We start from the raw sequence: 20,203 nt of genomic DNA, 5'->3' as shown, positions 1-20,203 counted from the left end.
GCTCACTCCTCGCGCTCACAGCGCCACCTCCGTTCGCGACTGCGGGGCTCGCGACCCCGGCTCACTCCTCGCGCTCACAGGTCCAGCTCCGGGATGTCCAGGCGGGCGCCCTCACGCGCCGACCGCAGGCCCAGCTCGGCGAGCTGCACGCCGCGCGCGCCGGCCAGGAAGTCCCACGGGAACGGCTCGTTGGCGACGACGTGCCGCAGGAACGCCTCCCACTGCACCTTGAAGCCGTTGTCGAACTCCTCGTTGTCCGGCACCTCCGTCCACTGCGACCGGAAGGGCTCGGTGACCGGCAGGTCGGGGTTCCACACCGGCTTCGGGGTGACCGCCCGGTGCTGCACCCGGCAGCTGCGCAGCCCGGCCACGGCGCTGCCCTCGGTGCCGTCGACCTGGAACTCGACCAGCTCGTCGCGGTGCACCCGGACGCACCACGAGGAGTTGAGCTGCGCGACCACGCCGCCGTCGAGCTCGAAGATGCCGTACGCGGCGTCGTCGGCGGTAGCCGGGTAGGTGCGGCCCGCCTCGTCGACCCGCTGCGGCACGTGTGTGGCGGTGACGCAGGAAACGGTACGCACCCGGCCGAAGAGCTCCTCCAGCACGTACTGCCAGTGCGGGAACATGTCCACGACGATGCCGCCGCCGTCCTCGCTGCGGTAGTTCCAGGACGGGCGCTGGGCCGGCTGCCAGTCGCCCTCGAACACCCAGTAGCCGAACTCCCCGCGCACCGACAGGATCCGGCCGAAGAAGCCGCCGTCGATGAGCCGCTTGAGCTTGCGCAGCCCGGGCAGGAAGAGCTTGTCCTGCACCACCCCGGTACGCACGCCGGCGGCGCGCGCCGCCCGGGCCAGGTCGAGGGCGCCCTCGGTGTCCTCAGCCAGCGGCTTCTCGGTGTAGATGTGTTTGCCGGCGTCCAGCGCCCGGCGGATCGCCTTCTCCCGCTGCTGGGTGACCTGGGCGTCGAAGTAGATCTCGACGTCGTCGCGGGCCAGCGCCGCGCTCAGGTCGGTGGTCCAGTCGGTCAGCCCGTGCCGCTCGGCGATCTCGCGGAGCTTGGTCTCGCTGCGCCCGACCAGGACGGGCTCGGGCCAGATCGACGTGCCGTCGGCCAGGGGCACGCCGCCCTGCTCGCGGATGGCGAGCAGGGAGCGCACCAGGTGCTGCCGGTAGCCCATCCGGCCGGTGACGCCGTTGACGATGATGCCTATCGACCTGCGGGTCATGGTGTTCCTTCCCTCCGCGGGCGCCTCCGACCGGGACCGGCGGCGGGCGACCTGTTCCACGCCTGCGCCGCCGCCGGGAGGCCCCCGGCGGCGATTCTCAGGCAAGCGCTTTCCTGGGCAGCGTAGGGAACGCCTCCCTCCTCAGGCAAGGGGCTGTCCGACCCGTCTCGCGGCCTGCGCCGCCCGCCGGGCCACGCGGGCGGCGGGGCGGGGAAGCGCTTTCGCTGCGGTACGGTGACGGATGGCCGGCACCGGGGCGCGGCCGTCGAGAAACGACCGAGGGGGCGGCAGTGGCGACCCTGTCCGACGTGGCCCGGCGGGCGGGGGTCTCGCCCGCGACCGCCTCCCGGGTGATCAACGGCAGCAGCAAGCCCGTCACCGAGGAGCTCCGCGAGCGCGTGCTGCGCGCCGTCGCCGAGCTCCAGTACGTGCCGAACGCGCACGCTCAACTGCTGGCCCGCTCGCACCGCGTGGCGGTGGGCGTCATCGTGCACGACGTCTCCGACCCGTACTTCGCCGAGATCACCCGTGGCCTGCAACGGGTCGCCACCGACCAGGGCCGGCTGCTGATGATCTGCAACAGCTACCGCGACCCGGACCGCGAGCTGGAGTACGTCGAGCTGCTGCGCGGCCAGCAGGTCGCCGCGATCATCCTGGCCGGCTCGGGCTACCACGACGCCACCTTCACCCGGCTGCTCAACGAGAAGCTCGCCGCGTACGAGGCGACCGGCGGACGGGTCGCGGTCATCGGCCGGCACGAGCACTCCGGCGACGCGGTGATGCCGGACAACCGCGCCGGCGGCCGGTTGATCGGCGAGGAGCTCTACGAACTCGGCCACCGGGCGATCGGGGTGGTGGCCGGGCCGGCCGTGCTCACCACCACCACCGACCGGCTCACCGGCCTGCGGGAGTCCCTCGCCGCGCACGGGCTGAGCCTGCCCGAGCACCGCGTCCGGCACGCCGAGTTCGACCGCGACGGCGGCGTCGCCGCCACGGCCGCGCTGCTCGACGCCGACCCCGAGCTGACCGCCGTCGTGGCGCTCAACGACTCGATGGCGATCGGCGCGCTGGCGCTGCTGCGCTCCCGGTCGGTGGCGGTGCCCCGGCAGATGTCGGTCATCGGCTTCGACGACATGCCGATCGCCCGGGACGTCACCCCGGCGCTGACCACCGTCCGGCTGCCCCTGGTCGAGATGGGGGCCCGAGCGATGTCGCTGGCACTCGACCCGGGGGCCGCGGCGCCCCGCGTCGAGGTGCTGCCCGCCGAGGTGGTGCGCCGGGACAGCACCGGGCCGGCCCCCGAGGTCACCCCGGTCCGCCCACGGGCGGCGGGATCGGGCGCGTCAGCCGGCTGACGACCCTCCGGTCACCGGGACGGCCGGCCACGTGGACACCGTCGTCGGTGGCCCCGGGCATGGCGCCCGGGGCCACCTGGCGCCAGGTCGCGCGGAGGACGGCCCCCCAGATGCGCGCGGCCGTACCGGCTGCGGTCCCCCCTGCCGGCTGCTTCTCGGCGTGCGGTGCGGTGCGCGCCCTGAGCGGCTTGCGCATCCCCCGTTTCCGTCCCCCCTGTGCCGCGCCTGGCGGTCGTCGGCCGACGCGCCGACGCGGAGTCGACACACGCTGGTGCGGGTGTCCTGGAACACACTATGGTTGTCCGCTACGGTGTCACTGCCACAACAGTGGTCGGCGTGGTCAGTCAAGCACGGTCCGCCACGGCCCGCAACCATTGTGGCGGCGCAGCCCGGCCCAACCACTATGGTGGGCGTCCTCGGGTCGGATCGGGAGGGGTGTCATGGCCGACGGCGGCGAGGCCAGCGGATCGACGTCCTTCGCCGACCGGCTGCGGCACCTGTTCGAGACGCATCGCCGGCCCGGCAGCGACAGGCCCTTCTCGCCAGAGGAGGTCGCCAGGGCCACGGGGCTCTCGACGAGCTACGTCAACTACCTGCTGAGCGGCGAGCGGGACAATCCCACCCGGTCGGCGATCCAGCAGCTCGCCAACTTCTTCCGGGTGCCCCCGGGCTATTTCTTCGACACCGTGACCGCAGACGGCGAGGGCGACCCCGACCTGGAGACGATCACCGTCCTGGCCCGCCGGATGCCGCCGGGGGCGCCCAGGGCGAGCCTACGCGCCATCGTGGAGCAGGTCGCGGCGCTGGAGGCACGCAACAAGACCTCGGGGCGCGGCCGGACGTGAGCGGGCTCCCGCCTCCGTTCACCGCAGCAGCAGGAACGTGGGGGCGGCGATGAGCGTCCCCACGACGGTGCCGGCGGCCACCTGACCGACGGTGTGGTCGCGCAGGCGTACCCGCGACCAGCCGACCAGCGCCACCACGGGCGCCGAGGCGAGCAGCGCCGGTCCGAACTCGATCACGAGCACGGCCGCCGCGCCGGCCGCCACGGCCGCGTGGATGCTGAGCTTCCACGCCAGGTTGACCACGGTCACGGCGAGGCCGAGGGCGAACATGACGACGACCATCGCCAGGACGGGGCGCGGGGCGCCGAACCCGATCATCACGGCGAGGCCCACCAGCACGGACAGCAGCCCGTACGCCAGTGGCCGCCGGCGCTGTTCCCGTCGCCTGATGTGGTGGTCGGTCAGCCGGCCCCGGCGTACGCCCCACCAGATCAGGCTGTTGGGGATGATCGAGCAGAACAGGGAGCCGACCAGGGCCCAGGCGAGGCCCACCTCGACGGGCGACGCGGCGTGCAGGCCCACGACGACGGGCATCAGCGCGGCCAGCAGCGCCGGGGCGAAGACCTCGGTGGCGGCGCGGGCGAGCAGCCTGCTGATGCGGTCGGGGCGGTCGATGACGTCGTGCACGGTCCACATTCTGCCGACCGCCCCGGGCGGCGGGCGCACCGCGGGCGTGAGCTGTCACGTTCCGCCCCGCTCGGGCGTCACAGTGTCGTCGCGCTTGGCTATGCTGCCCGCACCCGCGCCGTCGCGGCCGGCACGGGCGTGGACCGTCCGGGGTGGACGCGACGGTCGGGTGACACGACACGGGGGTCTCTCGGGCTGGCGGCCCGTCGGGGAGAGTGATGGCGGACGATGTGGCACCGACGGCGTCGGAGACAGCGGTTGTTGCGCCAGCTCGACGTGGACCTGCCGTCGCCCCTGACGGTGCGGGGCCTGGTGTCCGCGCTCGAGACCACGCGCGGTCGGCGCATCCAACTCGCCGCGATGAGCGTCGACGGGCAGGCCGGTCCCTGCGGGCTGTGGGTGGCGACCGCCGGGACCGACTACGTCCTGTTCAGTCGCGACGCGCCGCCCGTGCTGCGCGTCCAGACGATCCTGCACGAGCTGATGCACATCGCCCTGCGGCACACCGCGCGGGCGGTGCCCTCCGGCGGAACGGGTGAGCCGGCGGCGGCGCACGGGGTGCTCGCCCGCTCCCCCGCCACGTTCGACGAGCAGCAGGAGCACGACGCGGAGCTGCTGGCGACGTACCTGGGGGCACGGCTCGACGGCGGCGGCGAGGACGTGGCCTTCGACGAGCTGGGCGGCGTCACGGCCGCCGTCATGCACCGCATCGCCGCGACGTTGACGGACTAGGCGGGAGATCCGGTGCTCGTCACGGTCGGTCATCTGGTCGCCGCCAGCGTCGCCGCGGTGGCGTTCCTGGTGAAGCTCAGGGCGCTGGGTCGGGATCCGGCCAACCCGAGGATCCTGGCGAGCGCGGGGATCTGCCTGGGGATGGGGGTGGCCGTCACCGCCGGGTGGGCGCCGGTGCACAGCCTGCTCGACCGCGTGTCGGGCGTGGCCAATCTCGCCAAGCTGGTGGAGCACGGCTCGGCGCTGCTCGCCGCGGCGGCGATCCAGTTCCTCTTCCTGCACCTGGGCGACCCGGGGCGGGCACGCCGGCTGATGGCGCGGCGGGGCGTGTTCCTCGCCGTCGCGTTCGGCGTGATGGTCGCGGCGTTCTCGCGGGCCGACTTCCCCGAGTCCGAGCCCCTGCACTTCGCCGAGCGGTACGGCGACCTGCCACCGGTCGGCGTCTACATGCTCGCGTTCCTGACCTGCCTCGGGGTGACGGTCGTGGACATCCTGCGGGTGTCCGCCGGCTACGCGCGCTACGCCGGCGCCCGGCTGAGGACCAGCATGCGGCTGCTCAGTGCTGGCGCGGCCTTCGGTGCGGGATTCGTCGCGCACAAGGCCCTGTTCATCTGCCTCAAGCTGGCCGGGGTGGCGCCGCCGTGGCCCGAGCCGGCCGCGACGCAGACGCTGATCACGCTGTCGGTGTCGCTGATCGGGGCCAGCTTCGTGCTGGCGACGGCCCGCAAGGCGGTCGACGGCGTCCGCGCCTGGCCGCGCCGGTACGCCACGCACCGCGACCTGCACGCGTTGTGGTACCTGCTGTACCGGGCGATGCCGACCATCGCCCTGCATCCCCCGCGCCGGCCGGAGGTCGACCCCCGGTGGGCGTGGCGCCTGGGCGAACGGCTCTACCGCCGCTGCGTCGAGATCAGCGACGGCCTGCGTGCGTTGGGCCCGCTCGACGAGTCCGTGGCGGGCGCCGCCCGGCAGCGGGCGATGGCGGCCGGCTGGAGCATCGAGCGTGCCGACGCCGCCGGTGAGGCCGCGGCGGTCCTGGTGGCGCTCCGGCGCTTCACCTCGGGGGCGACGGCGACGCGGGAGGTCGATCCGGCCCTGGAGTCGCAGAGCGTGGCGGTCGCGCAGGCCGACGTGCAGGCCGACGCGAGTCGGCTGGCGCTGGTCTCGACGGCGCTCTCCGAGGAGCTGGTGCGCGCGGTCGCCGCCCGTACGCCGGACGCCCCGGCGCGCGGGCGGGAGGCGTAGGCGGGCTCAGATGATGAAGTGGGTCCAGTAGGCGAGCCAGGTGACGAAGAGCGCGCCCTGGAGCAGGGCCAGGGCGGCGGTCAGCCAGGCGTCGGCGCCCGCGTGGCGGGCCCAGCGGGCCAGCACGAGGCCGACCGGGAAGACGGCCAGCAGATAGCGCAGCAGGCTCTTGTACACCGGCGGCCCCATCGACAGCGGCACCAGGACCATGGTCAGCCCGTACACGAGATAGGGCAGCCCGAGTCGGCGGGCGCCCGCGAGCAGGACCGCCAGCACCAGCACGGCGACCCACACCCGCAGGGCGTCGCGGGGCGGGCTGCCGGTCAGGCCGTGCCACAGCACCGCCAGCGGGTTCTGCACCCGGATGCCCCAACCCGTCTCCTGGGCGTGCTTGTAGGCGAACCAGTCGCCGCTCTGCCATCGGCAGAACGCCATGAACGCCAGCCAGCCGGCGGGCACCAGCGCCAGCGGCCAGCCGACGCGCACGTACGCCCACCACGCGCGCGGGCCCAGCCGGTAGCCGTGCTGCCGTAGCAGCACCAGGGCCAGCGGGAGCACGACGAGGAACCCGACCGAGCGGCTCGTCGCCAGGAAGAAGCCGACGACGCCCACGAGCAGCCAGCGCCGCCGCTCGGCGTAGTGGAAGGCGGCGAGCGCGAGGCAGAGGAACAGCGACTCGGTCAGCGCCGCCTGGAACAGGAACCCGGCCGGCAGCAGCACGAGGTAGCGGACGAACCGGCGGGCGGAGGCGTCGTCGCCGAGCAGCCGCTCGCCCAGCCGGTGGGCGTAGAAGAGCATCAGCAGGAGCGCGACGTTCGCGACGAGCAGCAACGCCAGTGCGGTGTCCCCGCCCAGCAGCGGGGCCAGCGGACGGGCCAGGAACGGGTAGAGCAGGGGAAAGCCGAAGTCGGGCCACGGCTCGTCGAGCGGGAGCTGCGCCAGGCGGTCGTAGAGGAAGGAGTCCCAGGCGAACCAGAGCGCGACCGCGCGGTGCCCCGAGACTGCCCGCTGCTGCTCGCGCATCATCGTCTCGTCCGGCGGCGGGGCCCAGGGCACGTCGTCGAAGGCGCTCAGCGCGAGCACCCCGAGGGCGCTGAGCACGATCTTCGTACCGAGGAAGACGGCGAGGACGAACAGCCACGGCGTCGGCATCCGGCCGGCGGCCCGCGACGCCGCCCGCCGCAGGTCGTGCCCGCGCCCGGCCAGCCGGGCCGGCAGCGTGCGCCACCGCCGGCCCGAGACGGCCCGCCCACTGTCCATCACGCGTCTCCCGGTCCGGCGGCCCGACCGGTGCCACATCCCCGTTCCGGGGCCGTTGACACGTCGGCGCGATCCCGGCGCGGAACCGGGCGCCAGGCGCGTCGCGGGGCGTCCCGGGCGCTCCGCCCGTCGGGGTGTCCCGGGAGCGGACGGGGATCCGGGGTGAGTTCGGGCCGGTGCCGGGTAAGCGGGCCGCCTCCGGGAGGCGGAAGCAGGGGGCGACGGGCATGGGCGAAGAGCACGGCACGGTGGTCATCGGCGCGGGACCGGCGGGCCTGACCGCGGCGTACGAGTTGCTCCGGCGCGACAGCGCGGTCCGGGTGTTCGAGGCCGACGAGGTGGTGGGCGGGATCAGCCGTACCGTCGAGCGGGACGGATGGCGCTTCGACATCGGCGGGCACCGGTTCTTCACGAAGGTGGCCCGGGTCGAGGAGTTCTGGCACGAGATCCTGCCCGACGAGGACTTCCTGCTGCGGCCCCGGATGAGCCGGATCTACTACCGGGGCGCCCTGTTCGACTACCCGCTGAGCGCGGCGAACGCCCTGCGCAACCTCGGCGTGCGGGAGGCCGCGCTGTGCATGGGCTCGTACGCGCGGGCCCGGCTGCGCCCGCCGAAGGACCAGTCGCACTTCGAGGGGTGGGTCTCCGCCCGGTTCGGCTGGCGGCTCTACTCGATGTTCTTCAAGACGTACACCGAGAAGGTCTGGGGGATGCCGGCCGACCGGTTGCAGGCCGACTGGGCCGCGCAGCGGATCAAGAACCTGTCGCTGGCCAAGGCGGTCCGCAACGCGGTGCTGCCCAGACGCAACCGCAAGGACGTGACCAGCCTGATCGAGGAGTTCCAGTACCCGAAGCTCGGCCCGGGCATGATGTGGGAACGCTGCGCCGAGGAGGTGCGCCGACGCGGGGGCCGGGTGGACACCGGCACCTGGGTGACCGCCGTGCACCGGGACCCGGAGCGCCGCCGGGCCGTCGCCGTGACCGTCAACGGGGCCGGCGGGCAGCGTACCGAGCCGGCGGAGCACGTCGTCTCCTCGATGCCCATCTCCGAGCTGGTCGCCGCGCTGCGCCCGGCGGCCCCGCCGGAGGTGCTGGCCGCCGCGGCCGACCTGCGGTACCGGGACTTCCTGACCGTCGCGCTGGTGGTGCCGGAGGAGTTCTCGTTCCCGGACAACTGGATCTACGTGCACGACCCGGCGGTGAAGGTCGGCCGGATCCAGAACTTCGGCTCCTGGTCGCCGCACCTGGTCAAGGACGGCCGCACCTGCCTCGGCCTGGAGTACTTCGTGTTCGAGGACGACGAGACCTGGCGTACGCCGGACGCCGGGCTGGTCGCCGCCGCGACGGCCGAGCTGGAGCGGCTCGGTCTGGTCCGGCCGGGGGTGGTCGAGGCCGGGTACGTGGTGCGGATGCCGAAGGCGTACCCGGTCTACGACGAGCGCTACCAGCACAACGTCGACGTGATCCGGGACTGGCTGGCGCGTGAGGTGCCGAACGTCCACCCGGTGGGCCGCAACGGCATGCACCGCTACAACAACCAGGACCACTCGATGCTGACGGCGATGCTCACCGCCGAGAACATCGCCTGCGGCACCCGGCACGACGTGTGGTCGGTCAACGTGGAGCAGGACTACCACGAGGAGTCGAGCCACGACGGGGACGGCCACCGGGGCACCGGCCGGGACGCGCCCGTCGTACCGGCCCGGCCCGCCGTTCCGGTCGGCACGACGCTCGACGGCACCGGCACCGGCACCGGCACCGGCACCGCCCGGCCCGAACGGCCGGCTCACGTGCGCCTCGGCTGAGCCGCCGGCTGCACGTTCGGCACCATCGGCGCAGGCCCGGCAGGGTTCGGCACCATCGGCGGATGCTCGGGAGGGTTCGGCACCGTCGGCGCAGGCCCGGGAGGGAAGGCCGGTGGCGTGCGGCGGCGGACCGGCCCGGGCTCAGTGCGCTTCGAGGACGAAGAAGATGAAGCAGATGAACGTGGTGCGGTCCACGAGATGTGGGGGCAGGATCTCGCGCGGGGTCTCGGGAGACATGGGGGGTTCGCTGACGACCGAGAGGCGGAAGCCCGCGTCGGTGAACGCAGCCGTCATCGCGTGCAGCGGCCGGTGCCAGTAGGTCAGCTCCGCGGTGTGCCCGTCGAAGGTGTACTCCTCCGACCACCGTGCGAGGGCGAAGTAGTCGGCGCCCGGGTTCACCGCCGGGTAGACCATCGGGTGGTTCACGGACAGGATGAGGCGACCCCCTGGCCTCAGGACTCGTCGCAGCTCGGCCAGGGGCGCGGTCCAGTCCTCCAGGTAGTGCAGGACCAGGGACGCGACGACGTCGTCGAACGCGCCGTCGGCGAAGGGAAGCGGCTCGCTGAGGTCGGCCACCAGCAGCGTGGCGTCCCCGCCCAGCCGCCGTCGGGCCAGCTCGACCATCGCCCGGCTGGAGTCGAAGCCGGTCACGACGGCCCCTCGCTCGCGAAGCGCCGCGGACAAGGGACCCGAACCGCAGCCGGCGTCGAGGATCCGCCGGCCGTCCACGTCCCCGGCGAGCCCGACCATCGCGGGCCGCTCGTAGTAGCCGTTGATCAGGTTGGATTCGTTGTCCGCGCTGTAGCGCTCGGCGAAGCTGTCGTAGTGGTCGGCCTTCACCAGGCTGTCTCCTCGGCATCGCGGCGGGGTCGAAAGCGCGATCCTGCCACGGTCGTCGAGCCGCCACTGCCCCTGCCGCGCTCCGGTCGACACCAGTCAACGGGCTGGCTCCAGGTGGCGGTCAGCCGGCGAGCTGGTCGCGGCGGCGGGTGAGGTAGGCCCGCTCCGCGGGGTTGCCGGCGAGACCGATGGCCCGGTCGTACGCCGTCCGCGACTCGCCGCCGCGCCCGAGTCGCCGCAGCAGGTCGGCGCGCGCGGCGTGGAAGGCGTGGTAGCCGTCGAGGGCGTCGGCAAGTCGGTCGATCTCGGCGAGCCCGACCCCGGGGCCGTCGACCTCGGCGACCGCGACCGCCCGGTTGAGCCGCACGATCGGTGAGGGGTCGAGCAGCGACATGCGCCCGTAGAGGGCGACGATGGTGGACCAGTCGGTGTCCCGGGCGGACGGGGCGTCGGTGTGGACCGCGTTGATCGCGGCCTGCAGTTGGTAGCGCCCGGGTGGGTCGCCGCCGGTCACCATCGCCTCGATCCGCTCGCGGAGAAGGGCGTTGCCCTCGGCGATGAGGGTGCGGTCCCAGGCGCCGCGGTCCTGCTCGGCGAGGGTCACCAGCTCCCCGGTGCGGGACACGCGCGCCGGGCGCCGGGCGTCGGTGAGGAGCATCAGGGCGAGCAGGCCGGCCACCTCGCCGTCGTCCGGGAGGAGGGTCCGGAGCAGGCGGCCGAGGCGGATCGCCTCGTCGGTGAGGTCGACGCGCACCGGGGCGTCCCCCTCGCTGGCGAGATAGCCCTCGTTGAAGACGAGGTAGACGACCGCGAGCACGCCGGCGAGCCGCTCGCGGATGTCGTCGGCCGAGGGCACCCGGTAGGGGATGTGCGCCGCCTTGATCTTCGTCTTGGCGCGGGTGATCCGTTGCGCCATGGTGGTCTCCCGCACCAGGAAGGCGCGGGCGATCTCGGGCACGGTGAGGCCGCCGAGCAGGCGCAGGGTGAGCGCCACCCGGGCCTCCGACGCGAGCGCGGGGTGGCAGCAGGTGAAGATCAGTCTGAGCCGGTCGTCCTCGACCGGGCCGGTCGGCTCAGCAGGGGTGTCGTCGTACATGATCCGGGCCGCCTGGTGTTTGGCGTCGCGCTGTGACTCGCGACGGAGCCGGTCGATCGCCTTGCGGGTCGCGGTGGTGGCGAGCCAACCGCCGGGATTGGACGGTACGCCCTCGCGCGGCCACCGCTCCGCGGCCGCCACGAACGCCTCGGCCGTCGCCTCCTCGGCGACGTCGAGATCGCCGAAACGGCGCGCGAGGCCCGCGACCACCCGCGCCCACTCCTCGTGGTGGACACGGGTGATCGCCTGCTCGACGGTGGGATCGGTCATGGCTCCGGCAGCGCTCGGACGGATGCCCCGGTTCGGAAGGGACGCACCTCGACCGTACCGCGACACGCTCTCGACCCCTCGGCGGCGAGGGCCAGGGCCACGTCGAGGTCGGCCGCCTCGATGACCCAGAAGCCGTCGAGGTGCTCCCTCGTCTCCAGGTAGGGCCCGTCGGTGAGAACGGGCCGCTCGCCCTGCCCGTCGACGGTGGTGGCGGTCGTCGCGGGCGCCAGGCCGCCGGTGAAGACGAGGTGACCGTCCCGCCGGAGCCTCTCGTCGAAGGCGCCGGTGTCGGCGAACGCCTGCGGCACGGCCTCCTGGGAGGGGTGGGTGCCGAGCTCGGTGGGCTCGGCCGGTCCGTGGACGGACAGCAGGTATCTGGGCACCACGCTCACTTCTCCCCGGCGCCGTTACGCCGGGCGCGCCCCGGGGCCTCTGAACCGGTGCACCTCCTGCGGCCAGTCGAGCGCGGTCGCGAGCCTGCCGGCCCAGTGTCGCGCCGCCTCGTCGTCGGGCACGTCCACGACGGCGAAGCCGCCGAGGTGCTCCTTGGTCTCGACGTACGGGCCGTCGGTGAAGACGGGCCTGCCGTCGACCGATTCGACGCTGCACACCGCGGTGGACCGGTCGAGCCCCCCGTTGCTGAAGAGCAGGACGCCCTCGGCCTGCATGTCCGCCATCACGGCCCAGCCGGCCCTGCTCTTCTCGCGAAGCTGCTCCGCCGTGTGTTCGGGCACCCACTCGTCGTTGAAGGTGATCAGGTACTCCGTCATGGTTGTCTCCTCTCGGTCCCGGACGAGGGCCCTGCCGGCTCCTCGTGTCTGACGGCCCAGCCGGCCGCCGCACACTGGTTCCACGAACGGCCACGCCCCGATACGACACCATCATCGGAGAATCGAGGTCCAGGATGCGGCACGAGGGGTGAGACGAGGTCACCGTCGTTTGCCGAAGCCGTTCGCGTCACCCGGCAGTTGTGGTGGCGCGAACGGGCACGATCCGGGATAGCCTTGGCGCATATGGCTACCTATCGCAGCGCCTCAGTGCTCCTCTCCTCCGACGGCACCCGTACCCCCGGCACCGCCGCGCTCTTCGCCGAGCCCGCCCGCAAGGGTGGGACCCCGCCGTGGGCGGGCGATTTCCGACCCGCCAACAGCGCCGGCAACGGCCCCAAGAACGCGGTCGGGAAGACCTTCACGTTGGAGTTGCCCGACGGCAGCACCGGCAAGGTCGTGGTCCAGGGCCTCAAGAGCGGGAAGGGAGGCGTCGTGCTGGCGTTGATGGGCGAGGACGCACCCCCCTTCTGATCGGGGAACTGATCGCCCACCGACGCCACCGGCTGGAGACGGCCGGTGAGCGCGGTGTGCCGCAGCGCCGGGGCGGCTCGGGTCCCGGGCTGCCGGACGCTCACGGATCGGACCCTGGTCGGCGACGCGCCGACCAGGGCCACCCGTCAGCGGCGGCCGGCGGCCAGGGCGACGAGGTACTGTCCGCCGCCCGCGTCGACGCTCGCGGTCACCGGCAGTCCGGGCACCAGCCGGGAGAACCGGTCGACCAGCCAGTCCGCCGCCGCCTGGGCGTCCTTCCTGCTCGGACAGCGGGCGACCAGCTCGCGACCGCCCTTGCGTTCGAGTCGCTCGGCGACGGTGATCAGTGGCGCGGGCTCCACCACGTGCAGGTGGTCCGGCCAGGCGATGACCACCTTGACCGCGCCCTTGCGGGTGTTGCAGGCACGGTGCGCGAGTCGCTCGGCGACCTTGGCCTTCCTGTCGGCGGTGCGGCTGTCGACGCTGGGACCACGCGGGTCGTTCACCGACATGCCGGCGTCGACCGGCTCGTCGCACACCCAGCACCGCCAGCCGTCACGCCTCGCGACGTCATCGAGGGAACTCATCCGAGCAAACTAGCCTGTCGACCGCCGGCCGACGACAGCCCCGGCCGCGGCGAGCGGGTCCGCGTCATCGACGTCGTCCTGGCGCACCCGTCGGCGGTCACGTCCGCAGACCCGCCGTACCAGCCGCACCATCCGCCCTCGGCCTGGGCCACCTGCCGATGTCCGACACTGCTCCCGGGCGCCGGTCTGGAATGCTTCTCCCATGCCCTCCTACCCGCCCACCTTCGCCGACCAGGTCGTCGCCCAGCCAGCCCGGGCCCAGTTCGAGGCGTTCCTCGACGAGCACCGTCGCGCGCTCAACGGCTGCCTGGACGGGCTGACGGAGGAACAGGCGCGCCGCTCGTTGGTGGCCTCCCGGACCACGCTGCTGGGCCTCGTGAAGCACGTGACCTTCGTCGAGAAGGTCTGGTTCGACGAGGCCGTCACGTGCCGGTCGCGCGCTGAGATCGGCATCCCCGCGACGCCGGACGAGTCGTTCATCCTCGATGACGACGACACGATCGCCACCGTCCAGCGCGCACACCGCGAGGCCTGCGAGGCGTCACGCCGCGCGACGTCGTCCCTGGGCCTGGACGACATCCTGCACGGGCACCGGCGGGGCCCGCTTCCGCTGCGGTGGGTGTATCTCCACGTGCTGCGCGAGCTCGCCCAGCACTGTGGGCACGCGGACATTCTCCGGGAGCAGCTCGTCGACGGTTAGTGCGCCCAACGTCCGCCCCGCCGACCCGGGCCGCGCCCTCTCCGCCGGTAAACGCCTTGCCGCCGCACCCGGGCCGTCCCTAGCATCCGCCGGATGCGGATCCGCGAGTTCCACGAGTCCGACTGGGCCCAGGTGTGGCCGATCGTCCAGGAGGTGGTCCGGGCGCGGGAGACCTTCCCCTACGACCCGGAGCTGACCGCCGAGCAGGCGTACGACATGTGGGTGGAGGCCGCGCCCGGCCGGACGGTGGTCGCGGTCGACGGCGACGCGGTGCTGGGCACCGCGAAGATGGGCACCAACCGCCCCGGGCCGGGCGCGCACGTCGCCACCGCGAGCTTCATGGTGGCCCGCGCGGCGCGCGGGCGTGGCGTGGGCACCGCGCTGTGCCGGCACGCGGTCGACTGGGCCCGCGAGTGGGGGTACGCCGGCATGCAGTTCAACGCCGTGGTGGCGAGCAACGCCACCGCCGTGGAGCTGTACCGGCGGGAGGGGTTCGACGTGGTGGGCACGGTGCCCGGCGCGTTCCGGCATCCCACCCTCGGCCGGGTGGGCCTGCACGTGATGTACCGGGAGTTCTGAGCGACCGGCCGGACGCCGCGCGCCGCGTCCCATCGGGGCGGGACGCGGCGCGCGGCGGGCATCGTCAGACGGCGGCCTTGGCGACGGCCTCGGCGCGCAGGTTGTCCTCGGAGGCGCCCCGGCGCCAGTAGCCGGAGAAGGTGACGTGGCGGCGGTCCAGGCCGCGCTCCCCGACGAGGTGCCGGCGCACCGAGCGCACCATCGAGGACTCGCCGGCGATCCAGGCGTACGGGGTGCCGGCCGGCAGCCGGGCGGCGCGCACCGCGTCCGCCAGCAGGGTGCTGCCGGGGGCGGTGGCGCCGCGCACGATCCAGCGCACCTCGGCCCGCGCCTCGGTGGGCAGTTCCTGGATGTCTCCCGCGTCGGGAACCTCGATCCAGGCCCGCACCGGGGTGCCGGGCGGCAGCCAGGCCAGGATCCCGGCGGCGGCCGGCAGCCCGGTCTCGTCGGCCACCAGCAGGACCGAGTCCGTGCCGACCGGGGGCCGGAAGCAGACACTGCGGTTGTCGTGCACGGCCGGGCCGAGCAGCACCACCCGGTCGCCCGGCAGGGCGTGGCGGGCCCAGCGGGAGGCGGGGCCGGTGTCGCCGTGGCTGACGAAGTCGATGTCCACCTCGGCCACCTCGGGGCGCTGCTCCCGGATGGTGTACGAGCGCATCACCGCGCGCACGTCGGGGTCCATGGCCCGGTAGGCGCCGAACCAGTCCTCCCCCGCCCCGACGGGGAGCACCGGCTCGGGCTGACCGGGGTGCGGCAGGAACAGCGAGACGCTCTGGTCCCGGCCGCCACCGGCGAAGTCGGCCAGTTCCGGCCCGCCGAAGGTGACCCGGACCAGGGAGGCGCCGACGCGGCGGGCGCCGACGACCCGCGCGGCGAAGAGGCGGTACTGCACGGCGACGGCGGTGGTCACGACGTGACCTTCTTCGCGCCCTTGATGGCGGCGGCCAGGTTCTCCAGCAGCGGCGCGGCGCCGGCGTACGAGAAGCGGGGCACTGCGTCCCAGGCGGCGACCTGGTTGGCCTTGACCGCCGGCAGCTGCTGCCAGGTCGGCTTCGCGGCCATGTCCTTGGGTTGCAGGGCCGAGGCGCGGTTGTCGAGCAGGAGCAGGTCGGCCGGGAACTTGCCCGCGTTCTCCCAGCTCAGCGCCTCGAAGTAGTCGCCGGCCTCCAGCTTGGTGGGGACGACGATGTCGACGCCCAGCTCGGCGAAGTACATCAGGTCGGTGCTGACCTTGGGGTTGGAGGCGTAGAACAGGTCGGGGCTGCCGGAGCAGGCGAGCACCTTGATGCCCGGGTTGGCCTTGACCGCCTGGCGGACCGACTCGGCGGCGGCCTCGAAGCGGGCCTTGGCGTCGGTGACCTTCTTCGCGGACAGGTCGGCGCCGAGGGACTCGGCGAGCTGCGCGTACCGCTCGATCGGCTTGGTCATCGGCACCCGCGCGGTGGTCACGGTGACGGTGGGGGCGAGCGGGAGGATCTTGCCCTTGCTCTCGTCCGGCACGTACCAGAAGGCGCCCGGGTCGTACATGTGGGTGACGAGCAGTTCGGGCCGCAGGGCGGCGTACTTCTCCAGGTTGAACTCGCCCCAGACGTTGCCGAGGATCTCCACGGACTCGACGTCGAGGTCGCCGGCCTGCGGGTCCTTGCTGCCGTCGGAGCGCTTGGTCTCGCCGAACACCCCGACGATCTGCTTGTCGAGCCCGAAGTCGACAAGCGCGGCGGCGACCCCCGTGAAGGCGACCACCCGGGTCGGCCGGGCGGGGGCGCTCACCTTCTCGTTGCGGTCGTCCGTGAACGACCACGGCCCGCCGGAGTCCTTGGCGGCCGGGGTGGCGGAGTCCTCGTCCCCGCCGCAGCCGGCGAGCAGGGCTGCCAGGGTGGCGGCGCCACCGGCGGCGAGCAGGCCCCGGCGGGAGAGGCGGCGGGCGGACACGGGATGCGGCATGGCGGTGTCTTTCGATCAGGGTCGGGCGAATGACCATGGACAGCGGGGTTAGGTTAACCTAACCTAAACGGCTGTCAAGTCCCGTTCGGAATTCCGCACCAATCGGAGCCCACACTGTCCGCCACCCTCTCCCCCCGCGTCGGCGCGCCGCCGGCACCGCCGGCCGTACGCCGGCCCGGCCGGGCAGCCCTGCGGGCCGCCGGGCTCGCGGCGTCGGTGCTGCTGCTCGCGGCCGTCGCGGTGCTCAGCATCGCCGTGGGCGCCAAACAACTTCCCCTCACCGACGTGTGGCAGGGCCTGCTGGACCGCGACGCCGCCGAGTACGCCGTCGTGCACCGCATGCGGCTGCCGCGTACGCTGCTCGGCCTGCTCGCCGGGGCGGCGCTCGGCGTCGCCGGCGCGGTCATGCAGGCGCTGACCCGCAACCCGCTCGCCGACCCCGGCCTGCTCGGCATCAACGCCGGCGCGGCGGCGGCGGTGGCCACCGGGGCGCTGCTGTTCGGCGTCGGTGGCGTCGGCGGGCAGGTGTGGTTCGCGCTGCTCGGCGCGGCCGCCGTCACCGCCGCCGTGTACGCCGTCGGCGGCGGGCGCGGGGCCACCCCCGCCCGGCTGGCGCTGGCCGGCGCGGCGCTCAACGCCACCCTCTACTCGTACGTCAGCGCGGTGATGCTGGTGGACACGGCCTCGCTGGAACGGCTGCGGTTCTGGACGGTCGGCTCGCTGGCCAGCGCCGAGCCGTCGACCGTCCGCACGGTCGCGCCGTTCATGGCGGCGGGCCTGCTGGTCGCCCTGGCCGTCGCCCGCCCGCTCAACGCCCTCGCCCTCGGCGACGACGCGGCGCGCGCGCTCGGCGCCCGCCCGGCCCTGGTCCGGGGCGCGGTCATCCTGGCGATCACGCTGCTCTGCGGCGCCGCCACCGCCGCCTGCGGGCCGATCGTCTTCGTCGGGCTGCTGGTGCCGCACCTGGTGCGTGCGCTCACCGGGCCGGACCTGCGCTGGCTGCTGCCGTACTGCGCGGTGCTGGCACCGGTGCTGCTGCTCGGCGCCGACGTGCTCGGGCGGGTGCTGAACCGCCCCGGCGAGCTCCAGGTCGGGCTCGTGACCGCCGTGGCGGGCGGGCCGCTCTTCCTCTGGCTGGTGCAGCGCGGACGGGTGGCCCACCCGTGATCACCCTGCGTACCGGCGGCCTGTCCCTGCGGCTGCGTCCCCGCGCCGTCGCCGTCGGCGTCACCTGCGTGCTGCTGGCCCTGGCGCTGGGCGTGCTCGCCATCGGCAGCGGCGACTACCCGATGAGCCCCGCCGACGTGCTGCGCGCCCTCACCGGCCGGGGCACCCCGGCCGAGGAGTTCATCGTCACCGAGCTGCGGCTGCCCCGGGTGGTCACCGCCCTCTGCGTCGGCGCCGCGCTGGCGTTGGCCGGCGCGGTCTTCCAGTCCCTCGTACGCAACCCGCTCGGCAGCCCCGACATGCTCGGCTTCACCCAGGGCGCGGCCACCGGGGCGCTCGTCGTGGTGGTGCTCGGCGGCAGCAGCGTGGCGCTCGCCTCGTCGGCGGTGGTCGGCGGGCTGGTCACCGGCGCGCTGGTCTACGCGCGGTCCTGGCGGCGCGGCGTGCACGGGTACCGGCTGATCCTGGTCGGCATCGGCACCATGGCGATCCTCACCGGCGTCAACGGCTGGCTGCTCACCCGGGCCCCGCTGATGGACGCCGCCCGCGCCGTGCTCTGGCTCACCGGCAGCCTCGACGGTCGCGGCTGGTCGAACGCGCTGCCGCTGCTGATCGCGCTGGGCGTGCTGGTGCCCCTCATGCTGGCCGGCTACGGGCCGGCGATGCGGCTGGTCGAGATGGGCGACGACACCGCCGCCGCCCTCGGCGTACGCGTGGAGCGGCTGCGCCTCGTCGTGCTCGCGGCGGCGGTGCTGCTGGTCTCCCTCGCGGCGGCCGCCGCCGGGCCGGTGAACTTCGTGGCCCTCACCGCGCCACACCTCGCGCGGCGGCTGACCCGGGCCCCCGGGCCGAACCTGCTGCCCTCGGCGGCCGTCGGCGCGGTTCTCCTGGTCGCCGCCGACCAGCTCGCGCTGCGGGCCTTCCCCGGGCACCAACTGCCGGTCGGCGTCGTCACCGGCGTGCTCGGCGGCGCCTACCTGGTCTGGCTGCTGGCCACCGAGCGCCGGGCCGGCCGACTGTGACCGGACGCGGCCAGCGGGCCACCCACGACGAGAACGGAGCACCGAGCATGCAGTCCCGGCTGAGCGGCACCGCGATGACCCTCGCCTACGAGCGGCGGACCATCGCGCAGGACCTGAGCGTCGCCGTGCCCGACCGGTCCTTCACGGTCATCATCGGCCCCAACGCCTGCGGCAAGTCCACCCTGCTGCGGGCCCTGTCCCGGCTGCTGAAGCCGGCCGCCGGGGCGGTCCTGCTCGACGGCGAGGACATCCACCGGCAGCCGGCCCGCAGCGTGGCACGCACCCTCGGCCTGCTGCCGCAGACGTCCATCGCGCCGGACGGCATCGGCGTGGCCGAACTCGTCGCCCGCGGCCGGTACCCGCACCAGGGGCTGCTGCGGCAGTGGTCGCGCGAGGACGAACGGGTGGTCACCGAGTCGATGGCCGCCACCGGGGTCGCCGACCTGGCCGACCGGGCCGTCGACGAGCTCTCCGGCGGGCAACGGCAGCGGGTGTGGATCGCGATGGCGCTGGCCCAGCAGACCCCCCTGCTGCTGCTCGACGAGCCGACCACCTACCTGGACATCGCCCACCAGATCGAGATCCTCGACCTCTGCGCCCGGCTGCACGAGGAGCAGGGCCGCACGCTGGTGGCGGTGCTGCACGACCTCAACCACGCCGCCCGCTACGCGACGCACCTGATCGCGATGCGCGAGGGGGAGGTGGTCGCCGCCGGCGCGCCCCGGAAGGTGGTCACCGCCGAGCTGGTCGAGGAGGTCTTCGGGCTGCCCTGCCGCGTGATCGACGACCCGGAGACCGGTACCCCGCTGGTGGTCCCCGCCGCCCGCCGCCGGGCCGCCGCGAGCGCCCCGGCGGTCACCGCCGGCGGAGGCAAGGTGGGCGGGTGACGGGCGTTCGCGCCGCCGGCGCCGGCCGCCTGCCGGCCCGCGCCGCGCCACGGGTCGACCTACTCGCGCATCGACCGGAATCACCGTACGGTGGCACACGATGCGTGATCTCGCCAGCACCTACCGACAGGACGTCGACGGCTTCGGCCGGGTGACGATCCGACCCGTCGACCCCGACACCGACATCGACCTGATCCACGCCTGGGTCAGCCAGGAACGCGCCCGGTTCTGGGGCATGCGCGACGCCGGCCGCGACCGGGTCGAGGAAATCTACCGCTACCTCGACTCGCTGCCCACCCACCACGCCTGGCTGACCCACCGCGACGGCACACCGGTGGCGCTGTTCCAGACCTACGAGCCGGCCGCCGACCCGGTCGGCGAGTGCTACCCGGTCCAGCCCGGCGACCACGGGGCCCACCTGCTGATCGGCCCGCCCGGCGCGGTCGAGCGGGGCTTCACCGGCACCCTGTTGCGCGTGTTCCTCGACTTCGTCTTCGCCGACCCGCGACACCGGCGCGTCGTGATGGAGCCGGACGCGCGCAACGACAAGGCGGTCGAGCGGCTCCGGCGCACCGGCTTCGTCGCCGGCCCGCTGATCGACGTGAACGGCAAGCGGGCCCGGCTGCTCTTCCTCGACCGGGAGACCTTCGAGGCCGGCCGGCCCTGAGACGCGGGACGCTCCCCGGGCGATCGCCCACCCGGGGAGCGTCGGGGG

The 20,203-nt window shown here is 74.0% G+C and carries 22 protein-coding genes; 12 read left to right on the top strand and 10 right to left on the bottom strand.

Annotated elements, in window-relative coordinates:
• Positions 1-74 precede the first annotated feature (74 nt).
• Positions 75-1,226: a Gfo/Idh/MocA family protein gene (locus F6X68_RS05000; RefSeq protein WP_151453148.1), complete on the bottom strand. Its 1,152-nt coding sequence runs from the start codon at positions 1,224-1,226 to the stop codon at positions 75-77.
• Between the two features lie 290 nt (positions 1,227-1,516).
• Here F6X68_RS05000 and F6X68_RS04995 point away from each other — a divergent pair, with 290 nt between their 5' ends.
• Together F6X68_RS04995 and F6X68_RS04990 are read left to right on the top strand one after the other, a co-directional pair.
• Positions 1,517-2,581 carry a LacI family DNA-binding transcriptional regulator gene (locus F6X68_RS04995; RefSeq protein ID WP_151453147.1) on the top strand — a complete coding sequence of 355 codons (1,065 nt, stop codon included), beginning with the start codon at positions 1,517-1,519 and terminating at the stop codon, positions 2,579-2,581.
• 440 nt (positions 2,582-3,021) lie between these two features.
• On the top strand, positions 3,022-3,426 hold the full coding sequence (locus F6X68_RS04990) for a helix-turn-helix domain-containing protein (protein ID WP_151453146.1): 405 nt from the start codon (positions 3,022-3,024) through the stop codon (positions 3,424-3,426).
• A gap of 18 nt (positions 3,427-3,444) precedes the next feature.
• Here F6X68_RS04990 and F6X68_RS04985 read toward each other — a convergent pair whose 3' ends face one another.
• A complete protein-coding gene (locus F6X68_RS04985; RefSeq protein WP_151453145.1) occupies positions 3,445-4,053 on the bottom strand; it encodes a phosphoesterase PA-phosphatase in 609 nt (202 codons plus the stop codon).
• A 258-nt stretch (positions 4,054-4,311) separates the two neighbouring features.
• Between F6X68_RS04985 and F6X68_RS04980 the strand changes: the two genes are divergently transcribed.
• Together F6X68_RS04980 and F6X68_RS04975 are read left to right on the top strand one after the other, a co-directional pair.
• On the top strand, positions 4,312-4,785 hold the full coding sequence (locus tag F6X68_RS04980; RefSeq protein ID WP_151453144.1) for a hypothetical protein: 474 nt from the start codon (positions 4,312-4,314) through the stop codon (positions 4,783-4,785).
• A gap of 12 nt (positions 4,786-4,797) precedes the next feature.
• Positions 4,798-6,030 carry an MAB_1171c family putative transporter gene (locus tag F6X68_RS04975; RefSeq protein ID WP_151453143.1) on the top strand — a complete coding sequence of 411 codons (1,233 nt, stop codon included), beginning with the start codon at positions 4,798-4,800 and terminating at the stop codon, positions 6,028-6,030.
• Between the two features lie 6 nt (positions 6,031-6,036).
• Here F6X68_RS04975 and F6X68_RS04970 read toward each other — a convergent pair whose 3' ends face one another.
• Positions 6,037-7,290 carry a hypothetical protein gene (locus F6X68_RS04970; RefSeq protein ID WP_225851990.1) on the bottom strand — a complete coding sequence of 418 codons (1,254 nt, stop codon included), beginning with the start codon at positions 7,288-7,290 and terminating at the stop codon, positions 6,037-6,039.
• Between the two features lie 227 nt (positions 7,291-7,517).
• On the opposite strand from F6X68_RS04970, the gene F6X68_RS04965 reads away from it, so the two are divergent.
• A complete protein-coding gene (locus F6X68_RS04965; protein WP_151453141.1) occupies positions 7,518-9,095 on the top strand; it encodes an NAD(P)/FAD-dependent oxidoreductase in 1,578 nt (525 codons plus the stop codon).
• 141 nt (positions 9,096-9,236) lie between these two features.
• Here F6X68_RS04965 and F6X68_RS04960 read toward each other — a convergent pair whose 3' ends face one another.
• The 4 genes from F6X68_RS04960 to F6X68_RS04945 all read right to left on the bottom strand — a co-directional run bounded on the left by F6X68_RS04960 (position 9,237) and on the right by F6X68_RS04945 (position 12,071).
• Positions 9,237-9,935, bottom strand: coding sequence for a class I SAM-dependent methyltransferase (locus F6X68_RS04960; RefSeq protein ID WP_151453140.1), 699 nt, complete (start codon positions 9,933-9,935; stop codon positions 9,237-9,239).
• 121 nt (positions 9,936-10,056) lie between these two features.
• The gene (locus F6X68_RS04955; RefSeq protein ID WP_151453139.1) at positions 10,057-11,301 is read right to left on the bottom strand and encodes an RNA polymerase sigma factor; all 1,245 of its coding nucleotides are present in this window, start codon (positions 11,299-11,301) and stop codon (positions 10,057-10,059) included.
• The gene (locus tag F6X68_RS04950; protein WP_151453138.1) at positions 11,298-11,693 is read right to left on the bottom strand and encodes a YciI family protein; all 396 of its coding nucleotides are present in this window, start codon (positions 11,691-11,693) and stop codon (positions 11,298-11,300) included. Before F6X68_RS04950 ends, F6X68_RS04955 begins: the two co-directional genes overlap by 4 nt.
• 15 nt (positions 11,694-11,708) lie before the next feature.
• Positions 11,709-12,071 (bottom strand): YciI family protein, encoded by a 363-nt coding sequence (locus F6X68_RS04945; protein ID WP_151453137.1) that lies wholly within the window; start codon positions 12,069-12,071, stop codon positions 11,709-11,711.
• A 243-nt stretch (positions 12,072-12,314) separates the two neighbouring features.
• Here F6X68_RS04945 and F6X68_RS04940 point away from each other — a divergent pair, with 243 nt between their 5' ends.
• The gene (locus F6X68_RS04940; protein WP_225851988.1) at positions 12,315-12,602 is read left to right on the top strand and encodes a hypothetical protein; all 288 of its coding nucleotides are present in this window, start codon (positions 12,315-12,317) and stop codon (positions 12,600-12,602) included.
• A gap of 146 nt (positions 12,603-12,748) precedes the next feature.
• Here F6X68_RS04940 and F6X68_RS04935 read toward each other — a convergent pair whose 3' ends face one another.
• Positions 12,749-13,189, bottom strand: coding sequence for a hypothetical protein (locus F6X68_RS04935; RefSeq protein ID WP_151453136.1), 441 nt, complete (start codon positions 13,187-13,189; stop codon positions 12,749-12,751).
• 202 nt (positions 13,190-13,391) lie between these two features.
• On the opposite strand from F6X68_RS04935, the gene F6X68_RS04930 reads away from it, so the two are divergent.
• Both F6X68_RS04930 and F6X68_RS04925 read left to right on the top strand, forming a co-directional pair.
• Positions 13,392-13,889, top strand: coding sequence for a DinB family protein (locus F6X68_RS04930; RefSeq protein WP_151453135.1), 498 nt, complete (start codon positions 13,392-13,394; stop codon positions 13,887-13,889).
• Positions 13,890-13,982: 93 nt separating this feature from the next.
• Positions 13,983-14,468 (top strand): GNAT family N-acetyltransferase, encoded by a 486-nt coding sequence (locus F6X68_RS04925; RefSeq protein WP_151453134.1) that lies wholly within the window; start codon positions 13,983-13,985, stop codon positions 14,466-14,468.
• 64 nt (positions 14,469-14,532) lie between these two features.
• On the opposite strand, the gene F6X68_RS04920 is transcribed toward F6X68_RS04925, so the two are convergent.
• Positions 14,533-15,378 carry a siderophore-interacting protein gene (locus F6X68_RS04920; protein ID WP_151453133.1) on the bottom strand — a complete coding sequence of 282 codons (846 nt, stop codon included), beginning with the start codon at positions 15,376-15,378 and terminating at the stop codon, positions 14,533-14,535.
• Positions 15,375-16,412 carry an ABC transporter substrate-binding protein gene (locus F6X68_RS04915; protein ID WP_151453132.1) on the bottom strand — a complete coding sequence of 346 codons (1,038 nt, stop codon included), beginning with the start codon at positions 16,410-16,412 and terminating at the stop codon, positions 15,375-15,377. The genes F6X68_RS04920 and F6X68_RS04915 overlap by 4 nt, the downstream gene beginning before the upstream one ends.
• A 90-nt stretch (positions 16,413-16,502) precedes the next feature.
• On the opposite strand from F6X68_RS04915, the gene F6X68_RS04910 reads away from it, so the two are divergent.
• From F6X68_RS04910 to F6X68_RS04895, 4 genes are all read left to right on the top strand, one after another.
• On the top strand, positions 16,503-17,579 hold the full coding sequence (locus tag F6X68_RS04910) for a FecCD family ABC transporter permease (protein ID WP_370518908.1): 1,077 nt from the start codon (positions 16,503-16,505) through the stop codon (positions 17,577-17,579).
• Positions 17,576-18,601 carry an iron chelate uptake ABC transporter family permease subunit gene (locus F6X68_RS04905; protein ID WP_151453130.1) on the top strand — a complete coding sequence of 342 codons (1,026 nt, stop codon included), beginning with the start codon at positions 17,576-17,578 and terminating at the stop codon, positions 18,599-18,601. Before F6X68_RS04910 ends, F6X68_RS04905 begins: the two co-directional genes overlap by 4 nt.
• Before the next feature lie 47 nt (positions 18,602-18,648).
• Positions 18,649-19,488 carry an ABC transporter ATP-binding protein gene (locus F6X68_RS04900; RefSeq protein ID WP_151453129.1) on the top strand — a complete coding sequence of 280 codons (840 nt, stop codon included), beginning with the start codon at positions 18,649-18,651 and terminating at the stop codon, positions 19,486-19,488.
• A 100-nt stretch (positions 19,489-19,588) separates the two neighbouring features.
• Entirely contained in the window at positions 19,589-20,155 is a 567-nt protein-coding gene (locus F6X68_RS04895; protein ID WP_151453128.1) for a GNAT family N-acetyltransferase, read from the top strand.
• Positions 20,156-20,203: the final 48 nt, after the last annotated feature.

The sequence above is a fragment of the Micromonospora sp. AMSO12t genome, assembly GCF_008806585.1.
Taxonomy (GTDB): Bacteria; Actinomycetota; Actinomycetes; order Mycobacteriales; family Micromonosporaceae; genus Micromonospora; species Micromonospora reichwaldensis.
The sequence above is the reverse complement of the archived record's forward strand: the minus strand, read 5'-3'. Positions and strand labels throughout refer to the sequence as shown.